This window comes from uncultured Streptococcus sp. (assembly GCF_963518475.1).
Taxonomy (GTDB): Bacteria; Bacillota; Bacilli; order Lactobacillales; family Streptococcaceae; genus Streptococcus.
In genome coordinates, this window is the sequence record NZ_CAUQJA010000002.1 from 38,027 (window position 1) to 55,997 (window position 17,971).

Annotated in this window: 17 protein-coding genes; all 17 read right to left on the reverse strand. The window is 40.3% G+C overall.

Translation table 11 applies throughout. The features are described 5' to 3' along the window. Entirely contained in the window at window positions 1–1,725 is a 1,725-nt protein-coding gene (locus RYK12_RS01160) for an ABC transporter ATP-binding protein (RefSeq protein WP_314846503.1), read from the reverse strand. Between the two features lie 60 nt (window positions 1,726–1,785). Then, complete coding sequence (msrB, locus tag RYK12_RS01165) at window positions 1,786–2,724, reverse strand: peptide-methionine (R)-S-oxide reductase MsrB (protein ID WP_314846505.1); 939 nt, start codon at window positions 2,722–2,724, stop codon at window positions 1,786–1,788. Between the two features lie 249 nt (window positions 2,725–2,973). Next, window positions 2,974–3,843, reverse strand: coding sequence for a homoserine kinase (gene thrB / locus RYK12_RS01170; protein WP_229294659.1), 870 nt, complete (start codon window positions 3,841–3,843; stop codon window positions 2,974–2,976). 1 nt (window position 3,844) lies between these two features. Next, on the reverse strand, window positions 3,845–5,131 hold the full coding sequence (locus RYK12_RS01175) for a homoserine dehydrogenase (protein ID WP_314846507.1): 1,287 nt from the start codon (window positions 5,129–5,131) through the stop codon (window positions 3,845–3,847). A gap of 151 nt (window positions 5,132–5,282) precedes the next feature. Continuing rightward, on the reverse strand, window positions 5,283–6,020 hold the full coding sequence (gene mecA, locus RYK12_RS01180; RefSeq protein ID WP_314846595.1) for an adaptor protein MecA: 738 nt from the start codon (window positions 6,018–6,020) through the stop codon (window positions 5,283–5,285). Window positions 6,021–6,323: 303 nt separating this feature from the next. Further along, window positions 6,324–7,358: a prephenate dehydratase gene (locus RYK12_RS01185; RefSeq protein WP_314846508.1), complete on the reverse strand. Its 1,035-nt coding sequence runs from the start codon at window positions 7,356–7,358 to the stop codon at window positions 6,324–6,326. Then, complete coding sequence (locus tag RYK12_RS01190; protein WP_000565076.1) at window positions 7,351–8,820, reverse strand: O-antigen polysaccharide polymerase Wzy family protein; 1,470 nt, start codon at window positions 8,818–8,820, stop codon at window positions 7,351–7,353. The genes RYK12_RS01185 and RYK12_RS01190 overlap by 8 nt, the downstream gene beginning before the upstream one ends. Before the next feature lie 15 nt (window positions 8,821–8,835). Beyond that, the gene (locus RYK12_RS01195) at window positions 8,836–9,822 is read right to left on the reverse strand and encodes a glycosyltransferase family 2 protein (RefSeq protein WP_000446967.1); all 987 of its coding nucleotides are present in this window, start codon (window positions 9,820–9,822) and stop codon (window positions 8,836–8,838) included. Window position 9,823: 1 nt separating this feature from the next. After that, window positions 9,824–10,927, reverse strand: a complete 1,104-nt coding sequence (locus tag RYK12_RS01200; protein ID WP_314846509.1) for a glycosyltransferase — start codon at window positions 10,925–10,927, stop codon at window positions 9,824–9,826. Beyond that, window positions 10,917–11,762 carry a phosphorylcholine transferase LicD gene (locus RYK12_RS01205; protein ID WP_084925794.1) on the reverse strand — a complete coding sequence of 282 codons (846 nt, stop codon included), beginning with the start codon at window positions 11,760–11,762 and terminating at the stop codon, window positions 10,917–10,919. The genes RYK12_RS01200 and RYK12_RS01205 overlap by 11 nt, the downstream gene beginning before the upstream one ends. 125 nt (window positions 11,763–11,887) lie before the next feature. Next, window positions 11,888–13,198: an LCP family protein gene (locus RYK12_RS01210; RefSeq protein WP_314846510.1), complete on the reverse strand. Its 1,311-nt coding sequence runs from the start codon at window positions 13,196–13,198 to the stop codon at window positions 11,888–11,890. Next, the gene (gene pheA, locus RYK12_RS01215) at window positions 13,195–14,043 is read right to left on the reverse strand and encodes a prephenate dehydratase (protein ID WP_314846512.1); all 849 of its coding nucleotides are present in this window, start codon (window positions 14,041–14,043) and stop codon (window positions 13,195–13,197) included. Before pheA ends, RYK12_RS01210 begins: the two co-directional genes overlap by 4 nt. Next, window positions 14,040–14,516 carry a shikimate kinase gene (locus RYK12_RS01220; RefSeq protein ID WP_314846513.1) on the reverse strand — a complete coding sequence of 159 codons (477 nt, stop codon included), beginning with the start codon at window positions 14,514–14,516 and terminating at the stop codon, window positions 14,040–14,042. The genes pheA and RYK12_RS01220 overlap by 4 nt, the downstream gene beginning before the upstream one ends. Next, on the reverse strand, window positions 14,509–15,792 hold the full coding sequence (gene aroA / locus RYK12_RS01225; protein WP_314846514.1) for a 3-phosphoshikimate 1-carboxyvinyltransferase: 1,284 nt from the start codon (window positions 15,790–15,792) through the stop codon (window positions 14,509–14,511). Before aroA ends, RYK12_RS01220 begins: the two co-directional genes overlap by 8 nt. Window positions 15,793–15,883: 91 nt before the next feature. Continuing rightward, window positions 15,884–16,222, reverse strand: coding sequence for a YlbF/YmcA family competence regulator (locus tag RYK12_RS01230; protein ID WP_314846516.1), 339 nt, complete (start codon window positions 16,220–16,222; stop codon window positions 15,884–15,886). A 53-nt stretch (window positions 16,223–16,275) separates the two neighbouring features. Then, complete coding sequence (locus RYK12_RS01235) at window positions 16,276–16,854, reverse strand: hypothetical protein (RefSeq protein WP_314846517.1); 579 nt, start codon at window positions 16,852–16,854, stop codon at window positions 16,276–16,278. Window positions 16,855–16,864: 10 nt separating this feature from the next. Next, a complete protein-coding gene (locus tag RYK12_RS01240) occupies window positions 16,865–17,968 on the reverse strand; it encodes a prephenate dehydrogenase (protein ID WP_314846519.1) in 1,104 nt (367 codons plus the stop codon). Between the last annotated feature and the right edge of the window lie 3 nt (window positions 17,969–17,971).

Sequence of the window (17,971 nt, forward strand, 5' to 3'; positions counted from 1 at the left end):
CTAGTTCTCCTTTCCATGCTGTGATGCATTGATTTCACGATAGACTTGACTAGTTTGCATCAATTCCTCGTGCTTGCCGATAGCTAGGAGCTCACCTTTTTCCAAGAGGAGAATCTGGTCAGCCATCTGAAGTGTCGAAGTCCGTTGAGAAATCAAGATTAAGCTCGTATTTGGCAGATTTTCTCGAATAGCTTTCAAGAGCCTGGACTCGGTGATAGTGTCGAGGGCCGAGGTCGCATCATCTAGGATAAGGAACGGAGCTTGGCGCAAGACTGCTCGGGCGATAGACAACCTTTGTTTTTGTCCGCCTGAGAAATTTCGACCTCCTGCCTCAACAGTGGTATCCAAGAGTCCTTCCTTTTCACTGACAAAATCCTTAGCTTGCGCAATCTCCAAGGCCTGCCAGAGTTCTTGGTCAGATACTTCTTGATTTAAACCCAAAGTCAAGTTGGAACGAATGGTTCCCTTAAAGAGTTCGACCTTTTGTGGCACATAGGAAATCCAAGACCGCCACTGCTCAAGATTACGAGGACTACGTCCATCTCGATAAAGGTCAATGCTTCCCTGATCTGCTGGATAAAGACCAAGTAGGACTTGCACCAAGCTTGATTTACCAGAACCTGTTCCCCCAATGATACCAAGGATTTGCCCTTGCTTCATATCAAAAGAAATGTCTCTCAGAGAAGGCTGGGCTGCATCTGGATAGGTAAAAGTCAATTCTTGGACTTGTAAAACCTCCTCGCTGGTAGCTTGCTTTTGTTCTAACTCTGAATAAATGTCTTCTGGAGTTTCGGCAAAGACTTCCTCGATTCGCTTGGCTGAGATATAGGATTGATTGAGGGAATTTATCAGCATGGCGAGCTTAACCAATTCCACCAAAATTTGCAAGAGGTAGTTGATGAGGGCAATTAGGGCACCTTGACTGAGCAAACCTCCTTGAATTGAAATATAGCCCTGCCAGATGATGACGAGGAGAGTTCCATTGACAATCAGATAAGTCAGAGGGGTTAATAAACTAGACCAGAAACCCGTCTTTTCTTGCAATCTAGCATAGACTTGGTTAAGGGTTTGAAAAATCTGTAACTCTCGTTTTTCTTGACCAAAGGCACGAATGACCCGCATGCCTTGTAATTGCTGGCGCGTTTCCTGAACCAGTTGGTCCGTTTTCTTTCTGAGACTGCTGTAGAGAGGATTGACCAGTCGAGAAAGACCTACAATGACAATGGTCAAAATAACAACCATGACCAAGAACCAGAAAGTCAGTTCAGCTGAGATTCGATAGGCCATAAAAATGGCTCCAAAAACGATAATAGGCGCTCGCAAAAAGAGACGCAGGAATTGATTGATACCAGTCTGAATCTGATAGGTGTCCGAAGTCAAGCGAGTCACCAAGCTAGAAGTTGTCAGACGGTCTCTGCTATCCTTGGGCAAGGAAAGAATATGACGATAAAGGTCGTTTGTCAGTTCTTTGGCAAATCCTACCGCTGCCTTGGCTGAGTAAAACTGAGCTACCAAGGCCACTACAACGCCAATCACTGCAAAGATAAGGAGCAGACCAATCTGCATCCAGAGATGTCCTTGATTTCTCTGGGGCAAGGATTGGTCAACAATCCCAGCAATCACCATGGGAACCAAGAGCTCAAAAATAGCTTCTAACAGCTTGAATAAGGGAGCTAAAATCGATTCCTTGATATAGGGTTTGAAGTAAGATAATAGGTGTTTCATAAATCCCTTCTATTCGTATTCTGGAAATAAAGAAAGTGGGAAGTGACCACCCTCTCTGTTTTATTTGTTTAAGTAAGGCAGTAGATAGCCATATCCTTCCTCTTCCATCTCATCCTTGGCCACAAAGCGCAAGGAAGCGGAATTGATACAGTAACGGAGGCCACCAAACTCACGCGGTCCATCTGTGAAAACATGACCCAAGTGAGCATTCCCCGACCGAGAACGAACCTCAATTCGCTCCATTCCATGACTGAGATCCTTGTAATAATGAATCAATTCCTTGGAAATCGGACGGCTAAAACTTGGCCAACCACAACCTGAGGCAAACTTATCCTTGGCAAAGAAGAGTGGCTCACCCGTCGTAATGTCTACATAAATCCCTTCTTCAAAAATTTGGTCATAAGCATTACTAAACGGCGCCTCTGTATCAGCTTCTTGTGTAACACGGTAAGATTCTTCAGTTAGGCTTTCCTTTAGCACCTCTTGACTAGGCTTTTCATAATTTGCTGCGTCAATCAATGGCTTCTCAGCATCAGTCACATCGATATGACAGTAACCTGAAGGATTCTTCTTAAGATAGTCTTGGTGGTAATCTTCAGCCAGAATGTAGTGGCGAAGTTTCTCCACCTCTACTGCAATCTTTCGCCCAAGCATGCGCTCCTGCTCCTGCACCACTGTGTAGATAGCTGGCAAATCAGCTTCATCTTGGTAATAAATTCCGGTCCGATACTGACGTCCACGGTCATTCCCTTGTTGATTGACTGATAATGGATCAATAACACGGAAATAATAAAGTAAAATCTCTCTGAGTGAAACTACCTTCTCATCGTAAATCACTTGAACCGTTTCTGCATGGTCTGTTTCCTTGAGCAACTGGTAATTGGTCGTTTCGACTTGACCATTAGCGTAGCCAACACTGGTTGCTAGCACTCCAGAAATGCGTGAAAAATACTCCTCTAGGCCCCAAAAACAACCACCTGCTAGATAAATTTCTGCCATCTTTGTTTCTCCTTTATCAAGTTTTTAACTAATACTCTTCGAAAATCTCTTCAAACCACGTCAGTGTTGCCTTAGAGTATGTATGTGACTGACTTCGTCAGTCTTATCTACAACCTCAAAGCAGTACTTTGAGCAGCCTGCGGCTAGCTTCCTAGTTTGCTCTTAGATTTTCGTTGAGTATAAACTTCTTTTCAAAAAAAGGATAGGAAGCCATCTGGTCAAGAGTTTCCCCATCCTATCTTCTATTCTTTATTTTGCTTGGACACGGACACCTTGGATATCAACTTTCAAATCATGTAGTTTGCCTTTGAAGGGTTGCTTTTCCAATTCTGCCTTAATCGCCGGCATCTTGTCATGAGAAGCCAAGACCATAACTGTCGGCCCAGCACCAGAGAGGTAGGTTGCATAGGCACCATTCTCTTTGGCTACTTGCTTAATCGTCGCAAATTCTCTCACCAAGTCCTGACGGTAACGTTCGTGGAAGAGGTCTCCCTCGATTGCTTGCCCAGCTGTCACCATATCTCCTGCTAACAAGGCTGCGACAGCTACATTGGCGATAGAACTGGCAGCGACAGCTTCCTTGTAGGATAATTTCTTAGGCAAGACACCACGGCTGTCTCGAGTGCGCAATTCATAGTTAGGAATGTAAGCTAAAAAATCACATTCTGGGAAGTCTGCCACAATAGCAGAGACTTGCCCTTCAACTGAACTTGCAATAACGAGATTACCATAAATGGCTGGAGCCACATTGTCTGGATGTCCTTCAATCTTGGTCGCCAACTGCAATTTTTCATGGTCTGACAAGTTGAGATTCCCCAGCTGGTTGGCTAGTTCAATCCCAGCAACAATCACCGAGCTTGAAGAACCCAAACCACGCGCCAAGGGAACATCACTGGTCATTTTCAAACGTCTTGGTTGTAAGTCTGGTACAATTTGCAAAGCAATCTTGAGCAAGAGATTACGCTCGTCATGGGGAATCCATTTGCCAATCTGGTGTTCAACCAGCCACTCATCTCGTTCTTCGCAGACCTCAATTTGAAGATACTTGGTTACAGCTACACCGACCGAATCAAAACCTGGTCCGATATTGGCACTGGTTGCAGGTACAATAATCTTCATCTTATTCTCCTAACACCTTGAAGGTATTCAAGAGGTCGAATTCTGAAACCTTCATCAATTCAGCTGAAACATTTTCAAGCTGGGCTTTATTGATCTTATGTGTAATAATCACAACACGCGCCTTGTCATCTTCTTTGCCATCTTGGAGGATTTGCTTGAAGGAAATATCTTGAGCGTTGAAAATCTCAGCCAATTTCAAGACTTGACCTTTTGAGTCTGGAGCCAAGATTGAGAAGTAGTAATTTGCTTTGACATCTTCTGGATTTGCCAAGACCAAGTCACGGCTATATTCGTTGAAGTCTTTGCCAATGGTTCCATCATTCAGGCGACGAACGATACGGACAATATCCGCCACAACACTTGTTGCAGTTGGTTTTTGACCAGCACCTGGTCCGTAGTACATAGACTCACCGATACCGATAGATTCTACAAAGACAGCGTTCATTACCCCATTTACACTGGCAAGTGGATGCGCTTTAGGAAGGAAGGTTGGAGTCACTTCTGCAGCAATTCCTGAAGGAGTTTCCTCGATAGAACCAACCAATTTCACTACATAGCCAAGTTCTTGGGCTACAGCTACGTCTTCTGGTGTGATGTTGCGGATTCCCTTGTGGGCCACATCGTCAAAGGCAACCTTCATGCCAAAGGCAAATTGGCTCAAAATCACCATCTTGTAAGCTGCATCAATCCCATCCACGTCATTGGTCGGATCGCTTTCTGCAAAACCAAGTCTTTGCGCTTCCGCAAGCGCATCATCGTAAGACCAGCCTTCTTCCACCATCTTGGTCATCATGAAGTTAGAAGTTCCGTTGACCACGCCAAGGACACGCGTAATTTTATCAGAAGCCAAGGAATTTGCCAAGGTACGAAGAATTGGAATCCCACCAGCTACTGCTGCTTCATAGTAAAGTGCTACCTTGTTAGCTTTAGCGATTTCTAACAATTCTGCACCATGGACAGCCAAAAGGTCCTTGTTAGCAGTAACAACGTGTTTTCCAGCTTCCAAGGCACGAGTGATAAAGGTTTTAGCAGGTTCGATACGCCCCATCAATTCCACTACGATCGTAATGTCTTGATCTGACAAAATGTCATCCACATTGGTTACAAAGTTAAAGTCATTCCCTGCTGCAAGCAAGCGATTCTTTTCATCTTCATCCTTGACCAACACCTTGGCGACTTCAATCTCTGAATGTGCTGATTGATTGATTTTTTCTCCATTTTCCTTTAGGAGGAAAGGCACACCACTTGCAACGGTACCAAATCCTAGTAAAGCAATTTTAACTGTCATGTTTATCTCCTCGAAATTTTCTAATATAGCCATTATAACAGAATTTTGTGAAAATTCCTATTATAGTAAATCACTATTTCAGTCTAGAAAAGAAAAAACGAATCCGACGATTCGCTCTTCTTAAAATCTAGAAATAGCTTTCCAGAAATGATTATCCAATCTTTTGTAGATTAATCACCACATCGTGATTGATCAAGACTTGACCATACTCTTGCAAGACTGAGCGACTGATGTCACTATCGTCCGCAAACTCGCGCATACGAGCCAACAACCAAGCTGGATATGGACTTGGATGATTTTCAATATCCACTAAAATGGTCAAATAATAGCGCTCGTTCATCTTGTAGAGTTCAGAAGTTTCCATCTCAAAAGTTACTGTCTTGGCAAAAGCCACCAAGTCAGCCAATTTTGTAAAAGAAAGGATGTAGTAGATGTAAGGCTCTTTCTTGCCTTCAACTTCTTGTTCAGCCTGCTCCTGCTCTTCTTCCTTGGCTTCTACTTGCTCTAGAGATTGAATGGCTTCTATATCATCCTTGGTTTTGTCTGCGATGCTTTTTTCCAAGGTTTTGATAAATTCATCTGGCGACATTTGAGCCAATTCTTCCATATCTGGTAAATCCGATAAGTCTTCAAAATCTAGATTTTGGTCAATCTTTGATTTGGTTACAAAAACATCTACCTTATCAGGTTTTGGAGTCACACGGAAGCTCAACATACCTGTATCCAAAAAGCTCTCAGGCATCTCTAACTCATCCAAGATAGCATAAAAGAACTCTTCTGTTTTTTCTTGAGGAACGAGAAAGTCAGCAATCTCCATCCCTCGATCCATCAAATCCTCTAAAGACATCGTGATTTTTAAAGTTGTATCACTGATTTGTTTCATTTTCATTGCTAGTAACCTCATACTTTCAGTTCTATCTATTATACTAGATTTTTACGATTTTATCAAAAGAAGGCTCCTCTGTCAGGATAGATTTTCCCTAGGGTAACTTCTGTAGAAGACTCTAATACTTCTTCAAACCACGTCAGCTTTATCTACAACCTCAAAGCGGTGCTTTGAGCAACCTGCGACTAGCTTCCTAGTTTGTTTTTTGATTTTCATTGAGTATAAGAGAAAATTTCTGCAAACAAATAGAAAAAGCCTTCAAAATCGGCTCTTAGCCAACTTTGAAGACCTAATACATCAGAAAGCTTATAGTTTAAAGGTTGCTACACCGAGGATAGAACGATTTAAGTTTCTGAGAATTTGAAGACTTTGCTCAAATTTCTTATAACGAGTCACTCCGTATTCTTCAACAAGAAGGACGGTATCTCTTTCTAAAAGAGATGGTACATCTTGTAAATCTACAAAATGCATTCCTTTCAAAGCCTCTTGATTTTGTTTTAATTTATCTAGAATAGCTTTATTTGAGCTAACAATAGTCAATTCTTGCCCAGCATTTTTGTATGACAAGACATCTGCTAGGTTAGCAATTGTTGTAATCTCTGTTACAAAATCAATTTGATACTGAGAAAAATCACCTGCTCTATTGATTGTTGGATTAAAGAGATAAACCAATACATTTCCCATCACAACCAAAATCACACAGACTACTCCAATAACAGCTAAACGGAGAATCAAATTCTTCACATTCAATCCAAGCGCTGTCTCACCATTTGCATTCAATTCTTTAGAGTTGATGGTTTCCAATTTTTCAATTTTTACATTTGCATAAGTGTGTTTAAATTTCTCAATCAATCCATCAATTTTTCGCTCCAACAAGTCATTAGCATCTTTACTTGGTGTCAAAATTTTCACACCAACCCCTGCATCGTCAATCATATAGTAGACAGTCAGTTTTTTCCACCAATAATCATTCGTAGAATTTTTCAAGGTTGTTTCTGTCGTATCTAATTCACTGGCAATTTTTTTCAACTCACTAGAATCTACATCATTGAAAAGATAAGCTCCATTCAAATTCCCATCAATCAATTTCCCGTAGAAATCACTATAACCACCAATTTGATGATTCAAAATCGTTTTGGCTGAATCTTCTGGAGGAGTAATTTTATAGCTAAGATAAGTTGAATAACTTGTTGTGTCTTTGACAGTGTTTTTATTCTTAACTGCTTTAATTGTAAATGGTACAGCAATGAGAGCAAATAAAGCGATGAGAGCTAGAATATTTGCTTTTCGTTTTTTATAAAGATTTGCAAACAAATCAGCTACTGAATAATGTTCAAACATGATTTTTTTCTCCTTTGTTTAGTAGATACTGGTTCTCTTTTGTAAGCATTTTCGCTACGAATAGAATCACAAGAACAATTCCCCAGAATTGCATTGTAAATAAATTGAAGAAACTTTCTGAAAAGCTACTTCTTGGCATAAAGAATAGATTATTCAAGATGAGTAGGGACAAGGCAAATAGAATTGTTCTTGAGCGGTAGGCTACTTGCAACATGGCTATAAATAGCATACCGAGTAAGAGACTAAGTAGAAAGACTCCTATCATACCATAGTCTGTATACAACTCCATAATATAACTACTTCCGATACCATGTCCTTTCAAATATTCCTTATTCAAAACAAGATAGGATAGATTGTGGGCATAACTATTACTATCGATAGCTAGCTCTACACTATTGGTTGTATGCTCAAAGGCTTTTCCTCCGAAAATGGCCCCCAAACTCCCCCTTGCAAAATAATCAAGAACAGGACCAAAAGTAAAATTACGGAAATCTCGGTAAGGGAGGCTACTGTTAAATAGAAAACCTCGAGCCAAAACACCAAAACTGGTTCCTTGTTTATAGATAAAGTCAAGCAGGATATCCCAGAAACCTGTATGGGAAACTTGGACATTATCCCGTACATAATTGAGCACTCCCATCGCTAACATGAGAATAGGAGAACCTACAAAAATCGCTAACTTCTCTTTAAACCCAATCCATTTTCCCTTTTCTGTTTGCTCCCGCATAAAGTAATAAACGAAAGCAAATAAAATACTTAAAATAAAGGGATTGCGTGTCCCGATTGCTAAATGAATAGTATTAGCTGCAATAAAGGAGACAAGCACTACTGTTGCCTGCCATTTCTTTGGCTTGGTTGCCAAATACATACACATTGCATAGACCGTAAATGTTGATAAGATATAGGTAAAATAAGGCAGTTTACTTTCAAAGTTTGCATAGTAGGTATAGTAGGAAGTCTGCAAGCGATACAGGAGTCGTTCAAATAAGCGAATAAAATAGAAAGGATAGGTTAGAAGAAAAACTCCTAGCGATACAAAGCGCAACCGCTTGATGTAAACCTCTTTTAGAGAACTTTCTATCTTCGATACTTGTATTTTCTTTCTAGCTATAAAATAGCGAGCTAGGAGCCCCCCTGTGGTCAATCCCAATATCGAAACCATGACAACTATAAAGGCAAAACGATAGGCTATGGGATGATAGGTATCCAAAGCGCCATCTCTAAAATAATCAATGGTCGGCCTTGATACCAGAAATACAAAAATAGTTAAAAAGAAAATAAAATGGATTAAGTAATACTTGATATCATTCCAACAAGCAATTAAGCTACTAACCAGTAAGAACAATAAAGTAGAAAGCAAGCTAACATTGTTATTATTAAACAGATATACAATTCCACTTACTAGCGTCAAGGCATAACTGACTATGGTCAAACTAAATAATAATCGTTTTCCATCAATCACTTGCTCACCCCCGTTCTAATGTAATTTTTTAGATTTTTCAATATTTTTTAGTAATAAGAATCGGTATAAGGAAATATTTATGAATAGAGCCAAAGCACTAATTCTTCTACCCTTACGAAAAATTGGATTCCTAGCAATAGTAAAGGCATGGCCTTTTAAAAAACGATGAATCTGAGAATAGGCTTCAAATTGTTTATACTGATCATCTAGTAACATCTTATCCAGAATAAAGAAGTGGGCATAGGCCAATCTGAAAAAAGCAACCTCTTTCAAGTCAGGATAGTTTTTCACAACTTCATTGTAAAACTTTTGGTAGATATCAATATAAGCTAAATCCTTCTCTGCATAGGGTTTAGTCGTAATACTACCCCCTCTATGGAAATAGTAATAATAGGGTTTGGTATTAACAACGTACTTCTTAGCCAACTTGATTAAATCAAAATGATAATAAGCATCTTCATAAATCAATCCCTTTGGAAAGGATAGGGCAGTTGCAATCTCTCTCTTGATTAGCTTATTGCAAATCGTTCCAGGGTTTTTTTCACCTATGAGGTATTCCCTTAGAAATGTTTGGGAATCACAGACAAAATACTCATCCTGATTGGCTGACTGTGGGCTTTCATCATTAGCATAGACATTCATGACACCACAGCTCGAAACATCCGCATCTTCTTGAATTAATTGCTCATATAAGCTCTGAATCATTTCTGGATGGATATAATCATCTGAATCAATAAAAATCAGATAATCTCCGTGAGTCTGTTTCATTCCATCGTTTCGTGCTTGCGACAAACCTTCATTCTTTTTATGAAGCACTGACACCCTATCATCTTGTTCAGCGATTGAATCACACAAGCGACCACTTTCATCCGTTGCTCCATCATCAACAAGAATAATTTCCAGATGCTGATAGGTCTGCTTCTGAATGGAAGCTATCGATTTTTCTAGGTACTGCGCCACATTATAGACTGGCACAATCACACTGATTAATGCAGTTTCCATGCTACTCCTCTAATAGTTTTTCTACTTGTTCGATTTGTTTGGTAATTGTGAATTGTTGAATGAATTGGCTAGCCTCATTGACATCGAAGTTTGTTGCAGAGGTCATGTAGTCAATAATTGCCTGAGCCGCCTCTTGATTGCTCTCAATGATTTGTCCAAATCGTCCTTCTTGAGATAATTCCTCAGCTCCTCCGACATCCGTAGAGACAAAAGGAATTCCCAGACTCAAGGCTTCCACATACACTCCAGGAAAACCTTCTTGTTTAGACATAGACAAGAGAACTTTCATCTGAGACAAATACTGATAAGGATTTTTTTGATAACCAAGGAAATGTACATAGTCTTCAAGCTCATATTCTTTGACGCGTTTTTTCAGTTCCTCTTCCATATCCCCAGCCCCGATAAAATAGAGATGATAGTTTTTTCCCTCTCGGTGTAATAATCGTATCACTTCCACCACACGGTCAGAACCCTTATTTTCCTCAATCCGTCCAATGGTACAGATACTTTGAGGAGCAATCTCGATATCGATCTTCTCTTGAGATTTTTCTAGAATAGTCTTAAAATCATAACCATTGTAGACCGTCTGTAATTTCGAAGCATAGTCTGGATAGACTTCCTTGATAGAATGACTGGTCTTTTTTGAAATTCCTACAATGGTATCCGCAGCATCCAACTGGCGTCTATGTGATTCTCTTTTGGAGCTATCCTTAAGAAATTCTTCAATACTTCCATGAATCCAAGAGATTTTCTTGACTTCTTTTCTTTTAGAGAACAAAAGTGGAGGATTCATAATGGTAAAGGAAACTTCAACATCATAGTCATCTTTCACCAGTAAGCGACGGGTCAGTCTTGGAAAATAAATTCTCATTCTCCACAAAAGAGCTCGTAACCATCTGGCTTGGCGGTAATCCTGAAGAGATTTTAAAATGCATACATGTTTAGGAACAGATTCGTATCCCTTGTCAAAGTGCTCCATTTCAAGAATATCAATATCATACTTTTCTGGATTCAGATTAGAAACAATGGTAGATAGAATCTTCTCTGCGCCACCCCCGAGAGAAAAAGACCACATAAAAAATAATATTTTTTTCTTAGCCACCATATTCTCCCTTGTATTCTTTATAAGACTTATCCATATCAGCGATGACAGCATCATGATGTGGGAACTGCTTGTCTGCTGGTGGAGGTGTCATGTAGTCTCCAAAAGCAGTGCTGAGATAGGCATCATAGCCAACTGGAATAGGCATCTCTGTTCCTTCAAATGGCAAGAAAAGATTGTCTTCAAAAGATGCGATTGGGTACTTGTTTCGCATATAGCCAGGACCTGAGCATAATTCAGTGATTCCATCGCTCTCAGCTAGACTGTATTTGGTCATTTTTTTCTCAGCCTTTTTCCAAATGCGATAACGGAGAGATTTTGGCGTCACGCCCAGTAAAATACGGCTTCCCCATTTCATAAGTGCACCATGCTTTTCTGGAATAGTTTGGGCACAAAAGAGTGAATAAATCAAGGCCCAACGAACCTGTTTTTTCCGCTCAGCTGGATTTTTCGGATAATAATCCAAAGGTAACACATCTAAGGCCAGACCATGTGGCAAATCCAAATCCTGCTGATAAGGCTTAATACAAGTCGTTTCCTTGTCACGAATGGTAATAAAAAGATTGCGGTCGACAAAATCCTTATTACTCTTTGACAAGAAATAACGCTCATCTGCATAACGAGGCCATAATTCTGCTAATTTTTCATAGTCCTTACGGGGCATAAAAAAGTCTAGGTCGTCGTCCCAAGGAATAAACCCCTTGTTTCGAAGGGCACCAATAGCACCTCCTCCACAGAGATAACAGAGCAAATCATATTCTTTACAAAAGGCCACAAAATATTCAGCCATCTCCAGACTTCGATCCTGAATTGCTTTTAAATCAGTCATATTGTTCATTATTCTTTCTATCGTATCGTTTCATTATACCACAAATAAGGGGTGAAAATCTATTGCAGACTGTAAAAAATCAAAGCCTGACTGCTGGATACATAGCCTTCAAACTTTGATTTTTCTGTCTTAACTTATCTCATTCCCATTTGAGCGAGCTTGGTTTGATATTTATTTTGATCGACCAGCAAGCCCAAGCCTCCATAAACATCATAGGCATCGACCCAATCACCTAGTTCTGGAACTGTTAATCTCTCAATGCCATTTTGCGCTCCATCTAGGAAGGATAATCCATTGGTCAATAAGAAACTATAGGAAACATTCGTAGAGGTCATGCCAAAGACCTTACCAAGTGCTTCTGATCCAGTAAAGAGTTTGGTTGGATCCTTGAGTTGTTGCAGAACAGCTGTCAATACTTGCTGTTGTCTCTTGGTACGACCATAATCACCTTCGTCATCATCACGGAAGCGAGCATAATTTAGCAAGGTTGAACCGTTCATCTGCTGTTTCCCAACTTTAATCGTCTGGGTTGGAGACTCTGTTTCTGTAGCATGTAAGTCATCTCCCACCGTAGCTTCGGTTAAAGGTTGACCTTCTAAGGTTGAGAATTTGGCATCAATCGTCACCCCATCAGGGAACAGAGTGTCAATAGCGGTTGCGAAGGCCTGGAAATCTACCAAAGCGTAATATTTAATGTCCAAGTCAAAATTATCTTTCAATACTTGGCGAACCATTTCTGCCCCTTTTTGGCCTTCTTGTTCCCCTAGTTCATAGGCCACATTCAACTTATTATCGGATTGCTTTCTACCGTTAATGACTTGGCTATAACCGTCTATATAAACCAAATTATCACGCATGAAGCTGACCAGCTTAATTTTCTTATCTGAACCACCAACATTTAGTACCATAATAGAGTCCGTTCTCGTTTCAGCACTATTTTGGCCAATCCGTCCATCCGTTCCCATAATCAAAATATTAACCCCATCCTTGGTATCTTGACCATGAAAAACTTCTACTTGAGCTGCCTTAGCATTGGCAGGTTTATTTGGATCAGCATTTGAATAGCCTTTTAGGAACATAAAAATCATGCCAAAACCGACACAGGCTAGAAGAGCAAGCAATCCTGCAAAAATGCGCCCCCAACGAATCTTACGTTTCTTGGACTTAACCTTTGGAAGAGAATGGCTTTTCTGGTATTTTTTTGCACGACTACGGTTACCATAGGACGGAAGAGGAGACTGATTGACTGGTTCCATGAAAGACTCTTCCATATCGTGATTTTCATTATAAATTTCTGGAGAAGCTTTACTACTGCTAGCCATATTTAACTTACCTTGCAAGTAAGCAAACTCATTTTTCTCTCGCTCATTGAGGTAATGAATGTTCTTAAAAAGATAGTCATAACGCAACTGCTCGTGATGGCTTAACGGATTTTCTTTGCTCATCTTCTCTCCTTTCCATGGTCTGATATTGGATAAATGGGATAGGCACCCAGAACTTTATACTGGATTCCAATCGCTTCTAATTCTTTTTGGGCAAAGTGGATCAAGTCCTTATCAGCATAGTCCACATCAATAATGAAAAAGTATTCTCCCAGTGCTGTCTTGAGTGGCCGACTTTCAATTTTTGTCAGGTCAATTCCTCTCCAAGCAAAGGTCGATAGGGCCTTATAAAGTGCACCTGGAAGGTTGTCCGGTAAGGTCAAGGCCAAACTCATTTTCTCCCTTTGTGCTTGCAAGGGAATAGAAGGCTTTTCAGCTCCCAAAACCCAGAAACGTGTGAAATTAGCTTCCATTTCCTGAATATCCTCGGCAATCAGTTCTAAACCATATTCTTCAGCAGAACTTCTAGGTGCAATCGCTGCATAAGGTTGGTCTGGATGTTCGGAAATAAAACGGGCCGCATAGGCTGTACTAGCAGTCACCTCGATTTGGGCATCTGGATACTGTTCATCGATGAATTTCTTTCCTTGAGCCAAAGCCTGAGGATGAGAAAAAATCTTTTCAATCTTAGTATGACCTGGGACCACCATCAACTGCTGATGAATAGGCTGAACGATTTCTGCAACTGCTTGAATGCGAGCCTGATGAAAAAGATAGTCCAAGGTTTCATGAACACTACCCTCAATAGAATTTTCAACTGGCACCACAGAATAGTCCACCAAGCCTTGCTCATAGGCCTTGATGACATCTGTAATGTTGGCAAAGGCCTGCAATTCCTCCTGAGGAAAAGCTGTCTGCACAACGTGGTGTGAAAATGATCCCTTGGGACCTAGATAAGCAATTTTCATCTCAGTTCCTCTATAATTTCCTCTGGGCTTAGCTTAGTCACATCCAAAATCCGACTAGCCACTTCCTCATACCAAGCCTGTCTTTCTTGGAAAATAGCTGCAAGGTCTTCCTTGCTATTATTTAGAAAAAGCGGGCGCTGATTGTCCTTATCAGCTGCTATGCGTTGGTATAGGGTTTCAAAATCTGCTTTCAGGTAGATGTTATCAGAATTGGTCTTGAGTAAGTCACGATTTCGCTTAGAAATGACTACGCCCCCACCAGTTGACACAACTTGGTCCGTTTTTAGTAGATCAACTAGGACTTCTGACTCTACCTGTCGAAAGACCTCTTCTCCCATTTCCGAGAAAAATTCCGCAATGGACATACCTAAGCGCTTCTCTATCAGAGCATCCATATCAAGGTAATGAGGGTCCAAGCCTCTTGCAATAGTCGATTTTCCAGCCCCCATAAAGCCTAATAACACCTTAGCCATGAATCAAGCTCTCCAAATCATCAAAGAAACTAGGATAGCTGGTATTGATGGCTTCTGCACGATCAAGCTCCACTACTCCATCTGCAACCAAGAGGGCTGCGATGGTTGTCATCATGCCGATACGATGGTCTCCAAAAGTATTGACTCTAGCACCGTGAAGGGCTGATTTTCCTTTGATAATCATTCCATCTGCCGTCGGAGTAATATCTGCTCCCATACTATTTAAAGCGTCTGCCACAACCTGAATGCGGTCTGTTTCTTTGACTTTAAGTTCCTCAGCATCCTTAATAACTGTTACTCCTTGAGCTTGGGTCGCCAGAAGAGCAATAATTGGCAATTCATCAATCAAGCGTGGAATCAAAGCACCACCAATCTCTGTTCCTTTCAAGTCAGAAGACTCAACAGTCAAGGTTGCAGATTTAGCGACTGGGTCAATTTCAGTTATTTCCAATTTTCCACCCATGGCGCGAATGACATCAATGATACCTGTACGCGTTTCGTTGATACCCACATTTTTAAGCACCACACGAGAGTTTGGAACAATCAAACCTGCGACCAACCAAAAGGCTGCACTGGAAATATCTCCTGGAACAACCACCTTTTGTCCTGTCAATTTTTGTGGCCCTTGGACTGTGATTTTCTTGCCATCCACACTTAAATGACCACTAAATTGTTGCAGCATATCTTCAGTATGATTACGAGTGCACTCTTTTTCGATAATTACAGACTCTCCCTGAGCCTGCAAAGCCGCAAACATCAAAGCTGACTTGACTTGGGCAGAAGCAATTGGCAACTCATATTGAATAGGTTTAAGGTTTTTCGTCCCTTTTAAGTGAAGGGGAGGCAGGTCTCGCTCAGTTTGCCCTGAAATACTAACGCCCATTTTTTTCAGTGGAAGGGTCACGCGGTCCATAGGACGTTTGGAAAGACTATCATCTCCAAACATTTCTACTTCAAAGTCTGCCCCAGCAAGAACGCCTGAAATCAGGCGAATCGAGGTCCCAGAATTTCCCATATCAAGGGCATTTTGCGGAGCTTTTAAACCATCCATACCTACACCTTGAATGGTAATAACCCCATCTTTATCCTCAATCTCAACACCAAGGTCACGAAAAACCTGCATGGTAGAAAGAACGTCTTCACCTCGCAGAATATCATAAATTTTAGTCTCACCCTCAGCCAAACTTCCAAAGATTATGGAACGATGGCTAATAGACTTGTCACCTGGAACTCGGATACTGCCATGTAAGTGGCTAATGTTTGTTTTTAGTTTCATACTGGACCTCATACTTGCAATACTTTTACCTATTTTATCATAAAAAGCCAGAAATTCCTTAAAAATTCCTGACTTTATGATAGTTATTTTCTTATTTTAGCAATTCTGAAACTGGTTCGAAAACAATTTTTTCAATGTCAGAAAGGTAAATTGCCAATTGTTGTTGCTTAGTAAAGAATTCTGACAAGAGGCTATTTCCTTGAATCTGTTTACCAAAGTTTTCCATTTTCGCTTGGAAGGATGCATCTGGCATTTGACCTGTCTGGGCTAGTCTTTGAATTTCGTCTTGGAAGGCAACATATTCTGTAAAAATTTTGCTTGCCTCAGCATCTGCTGAAATAGCATCTTTAGCTACTTTGACAGCCTTGTATTCTGGTAATTCGCGTAGACCGCGACTGAGTTCGTTTGCACTATCGTAAATATTTGACATGATTTTCTCCTTATTTATTTCTTTTAAAATTACTAATTACTCTGTGGTCTTTATTATTGTGCAATCACTTTTATATGACCTCTTGAATGTCCATTGCTTAATTCCTTATCTGGTATATACTCTATCTTCAAAGTTCCTAAATTAGAACCTGTTTTTATTTCATTTGACATAAGATTATCAAAATAGTGATCTATCTCATCATCAGATAAGGATGATTCAATTGATTTAACAATATCATGAAATACTTCTTTCATTCCTGTAACACCAGATTCACTATTTTCATTTGTCTGATTTATTGTTACATTGATTTTATCAGTATCATTTGCATGTAAAAGCTCCAAGTAATATCCGTAGCTTGATGCGAAATATTTTATTTTTATATTTCCTTTTTTGATATTTTCTAATGGGCTATTAGAATGTTGATTATAGCTATTAATAAAATCATTAATAATCCTATCATCTACATACTTTGAATTAGTTTTCTCTGAACTTGTTTCTTTCTTGGATGGTTCATTTTTTGTCTCGACACTTGCTTCTGAATTAGTTTTCACATCTTTTTTAACAGCACAAGCACTAAGTAGGATAAAAGAAATAAAAATAATACCAAATATTGATTTATTTATTTTTGACATGATTTTCTCCTTACTTGATGACGACTGTGTAGTCGGTATTTTCTGTTATGAGATGCTCGGCTCTTTCCAAGTCTTGAGCATTTTTAAATGAAATTTGTAGAATCCCGTGAATATCCTCACGGTTTTCCTCATTGATATGAATATTGACCAAGGAAGTTCCACGTAGTAGTTCCAAAATCCTCAGGATGACATCTTCTTCATCGGGAACATCGACATAGAGGTCATAAGAGCTATCCACACCGCCACGCTTATGAATTTCCATGGCCTGACGTTGCTCACGCGCTTGGTTGAAAAAGTTCCAAATCTGCTCCTCATCTCCCTTGCTGATGGCTTGTCCAACCTCATCCAAACGTTCCTTAAAATCCTCAATCCGCTCTAGGATAGTCTCACGATTGGACAAAAGAATGGAAGTCCACATACCTGGTTCGCTTTCCGCAATTCGAGTCATATCTCGAAAACCACCTGCCGCAAAGCGCCTTGCCATCTCATGTTCTTGAGCATAGACCGCGGTCTGCTCCATGAGACTAGAAGCCAGAATATGAGGAAAATGGCTAATCTGAGAAGTGACACGATCATGCTCCTTGGCATCAATTTCGATAAAACGAGCATGAAGACCTGAAAGCAGATTCTTCATTTCCTCAAGCGTGCCAGGACTAGTCAGACTCGAAGGTGTGAAGATATAATAGGCATTTTCAAAGAGATTGACATCCGCAGAAGCAGCTCCTGTCTTGTGACTACCAGCCATAGGATGGGCTCCGACAAAGCGAACAGGTTTGCCAGCCAAATAGTTCTCCGCCGCATCCACAATGGCTGACTTGGTCGAACCAGCATCTGAAATAATGACGCCTTCTTTCAAGTCCAAGTTGGCCAATTCCTTAATGAAAGCAATGGTTTGTTTGATTGGCAAGCTGAGAATAATAATATCCGCAAGAGGAGCAAAACTGGCAAAATCATCCGTTGCACGGTCAATCATGCCTTCTTTCAAGGCGATATCTCTCGAAGCTTGACTACGATTATAACCTAAAATTTCATAATCTGGATGATCGCGTTTGATACCAAGGGCCATAGAGGCTCCAATCAATCCAAGACCTGCGATATAGACTGTTTTTGCCATAGG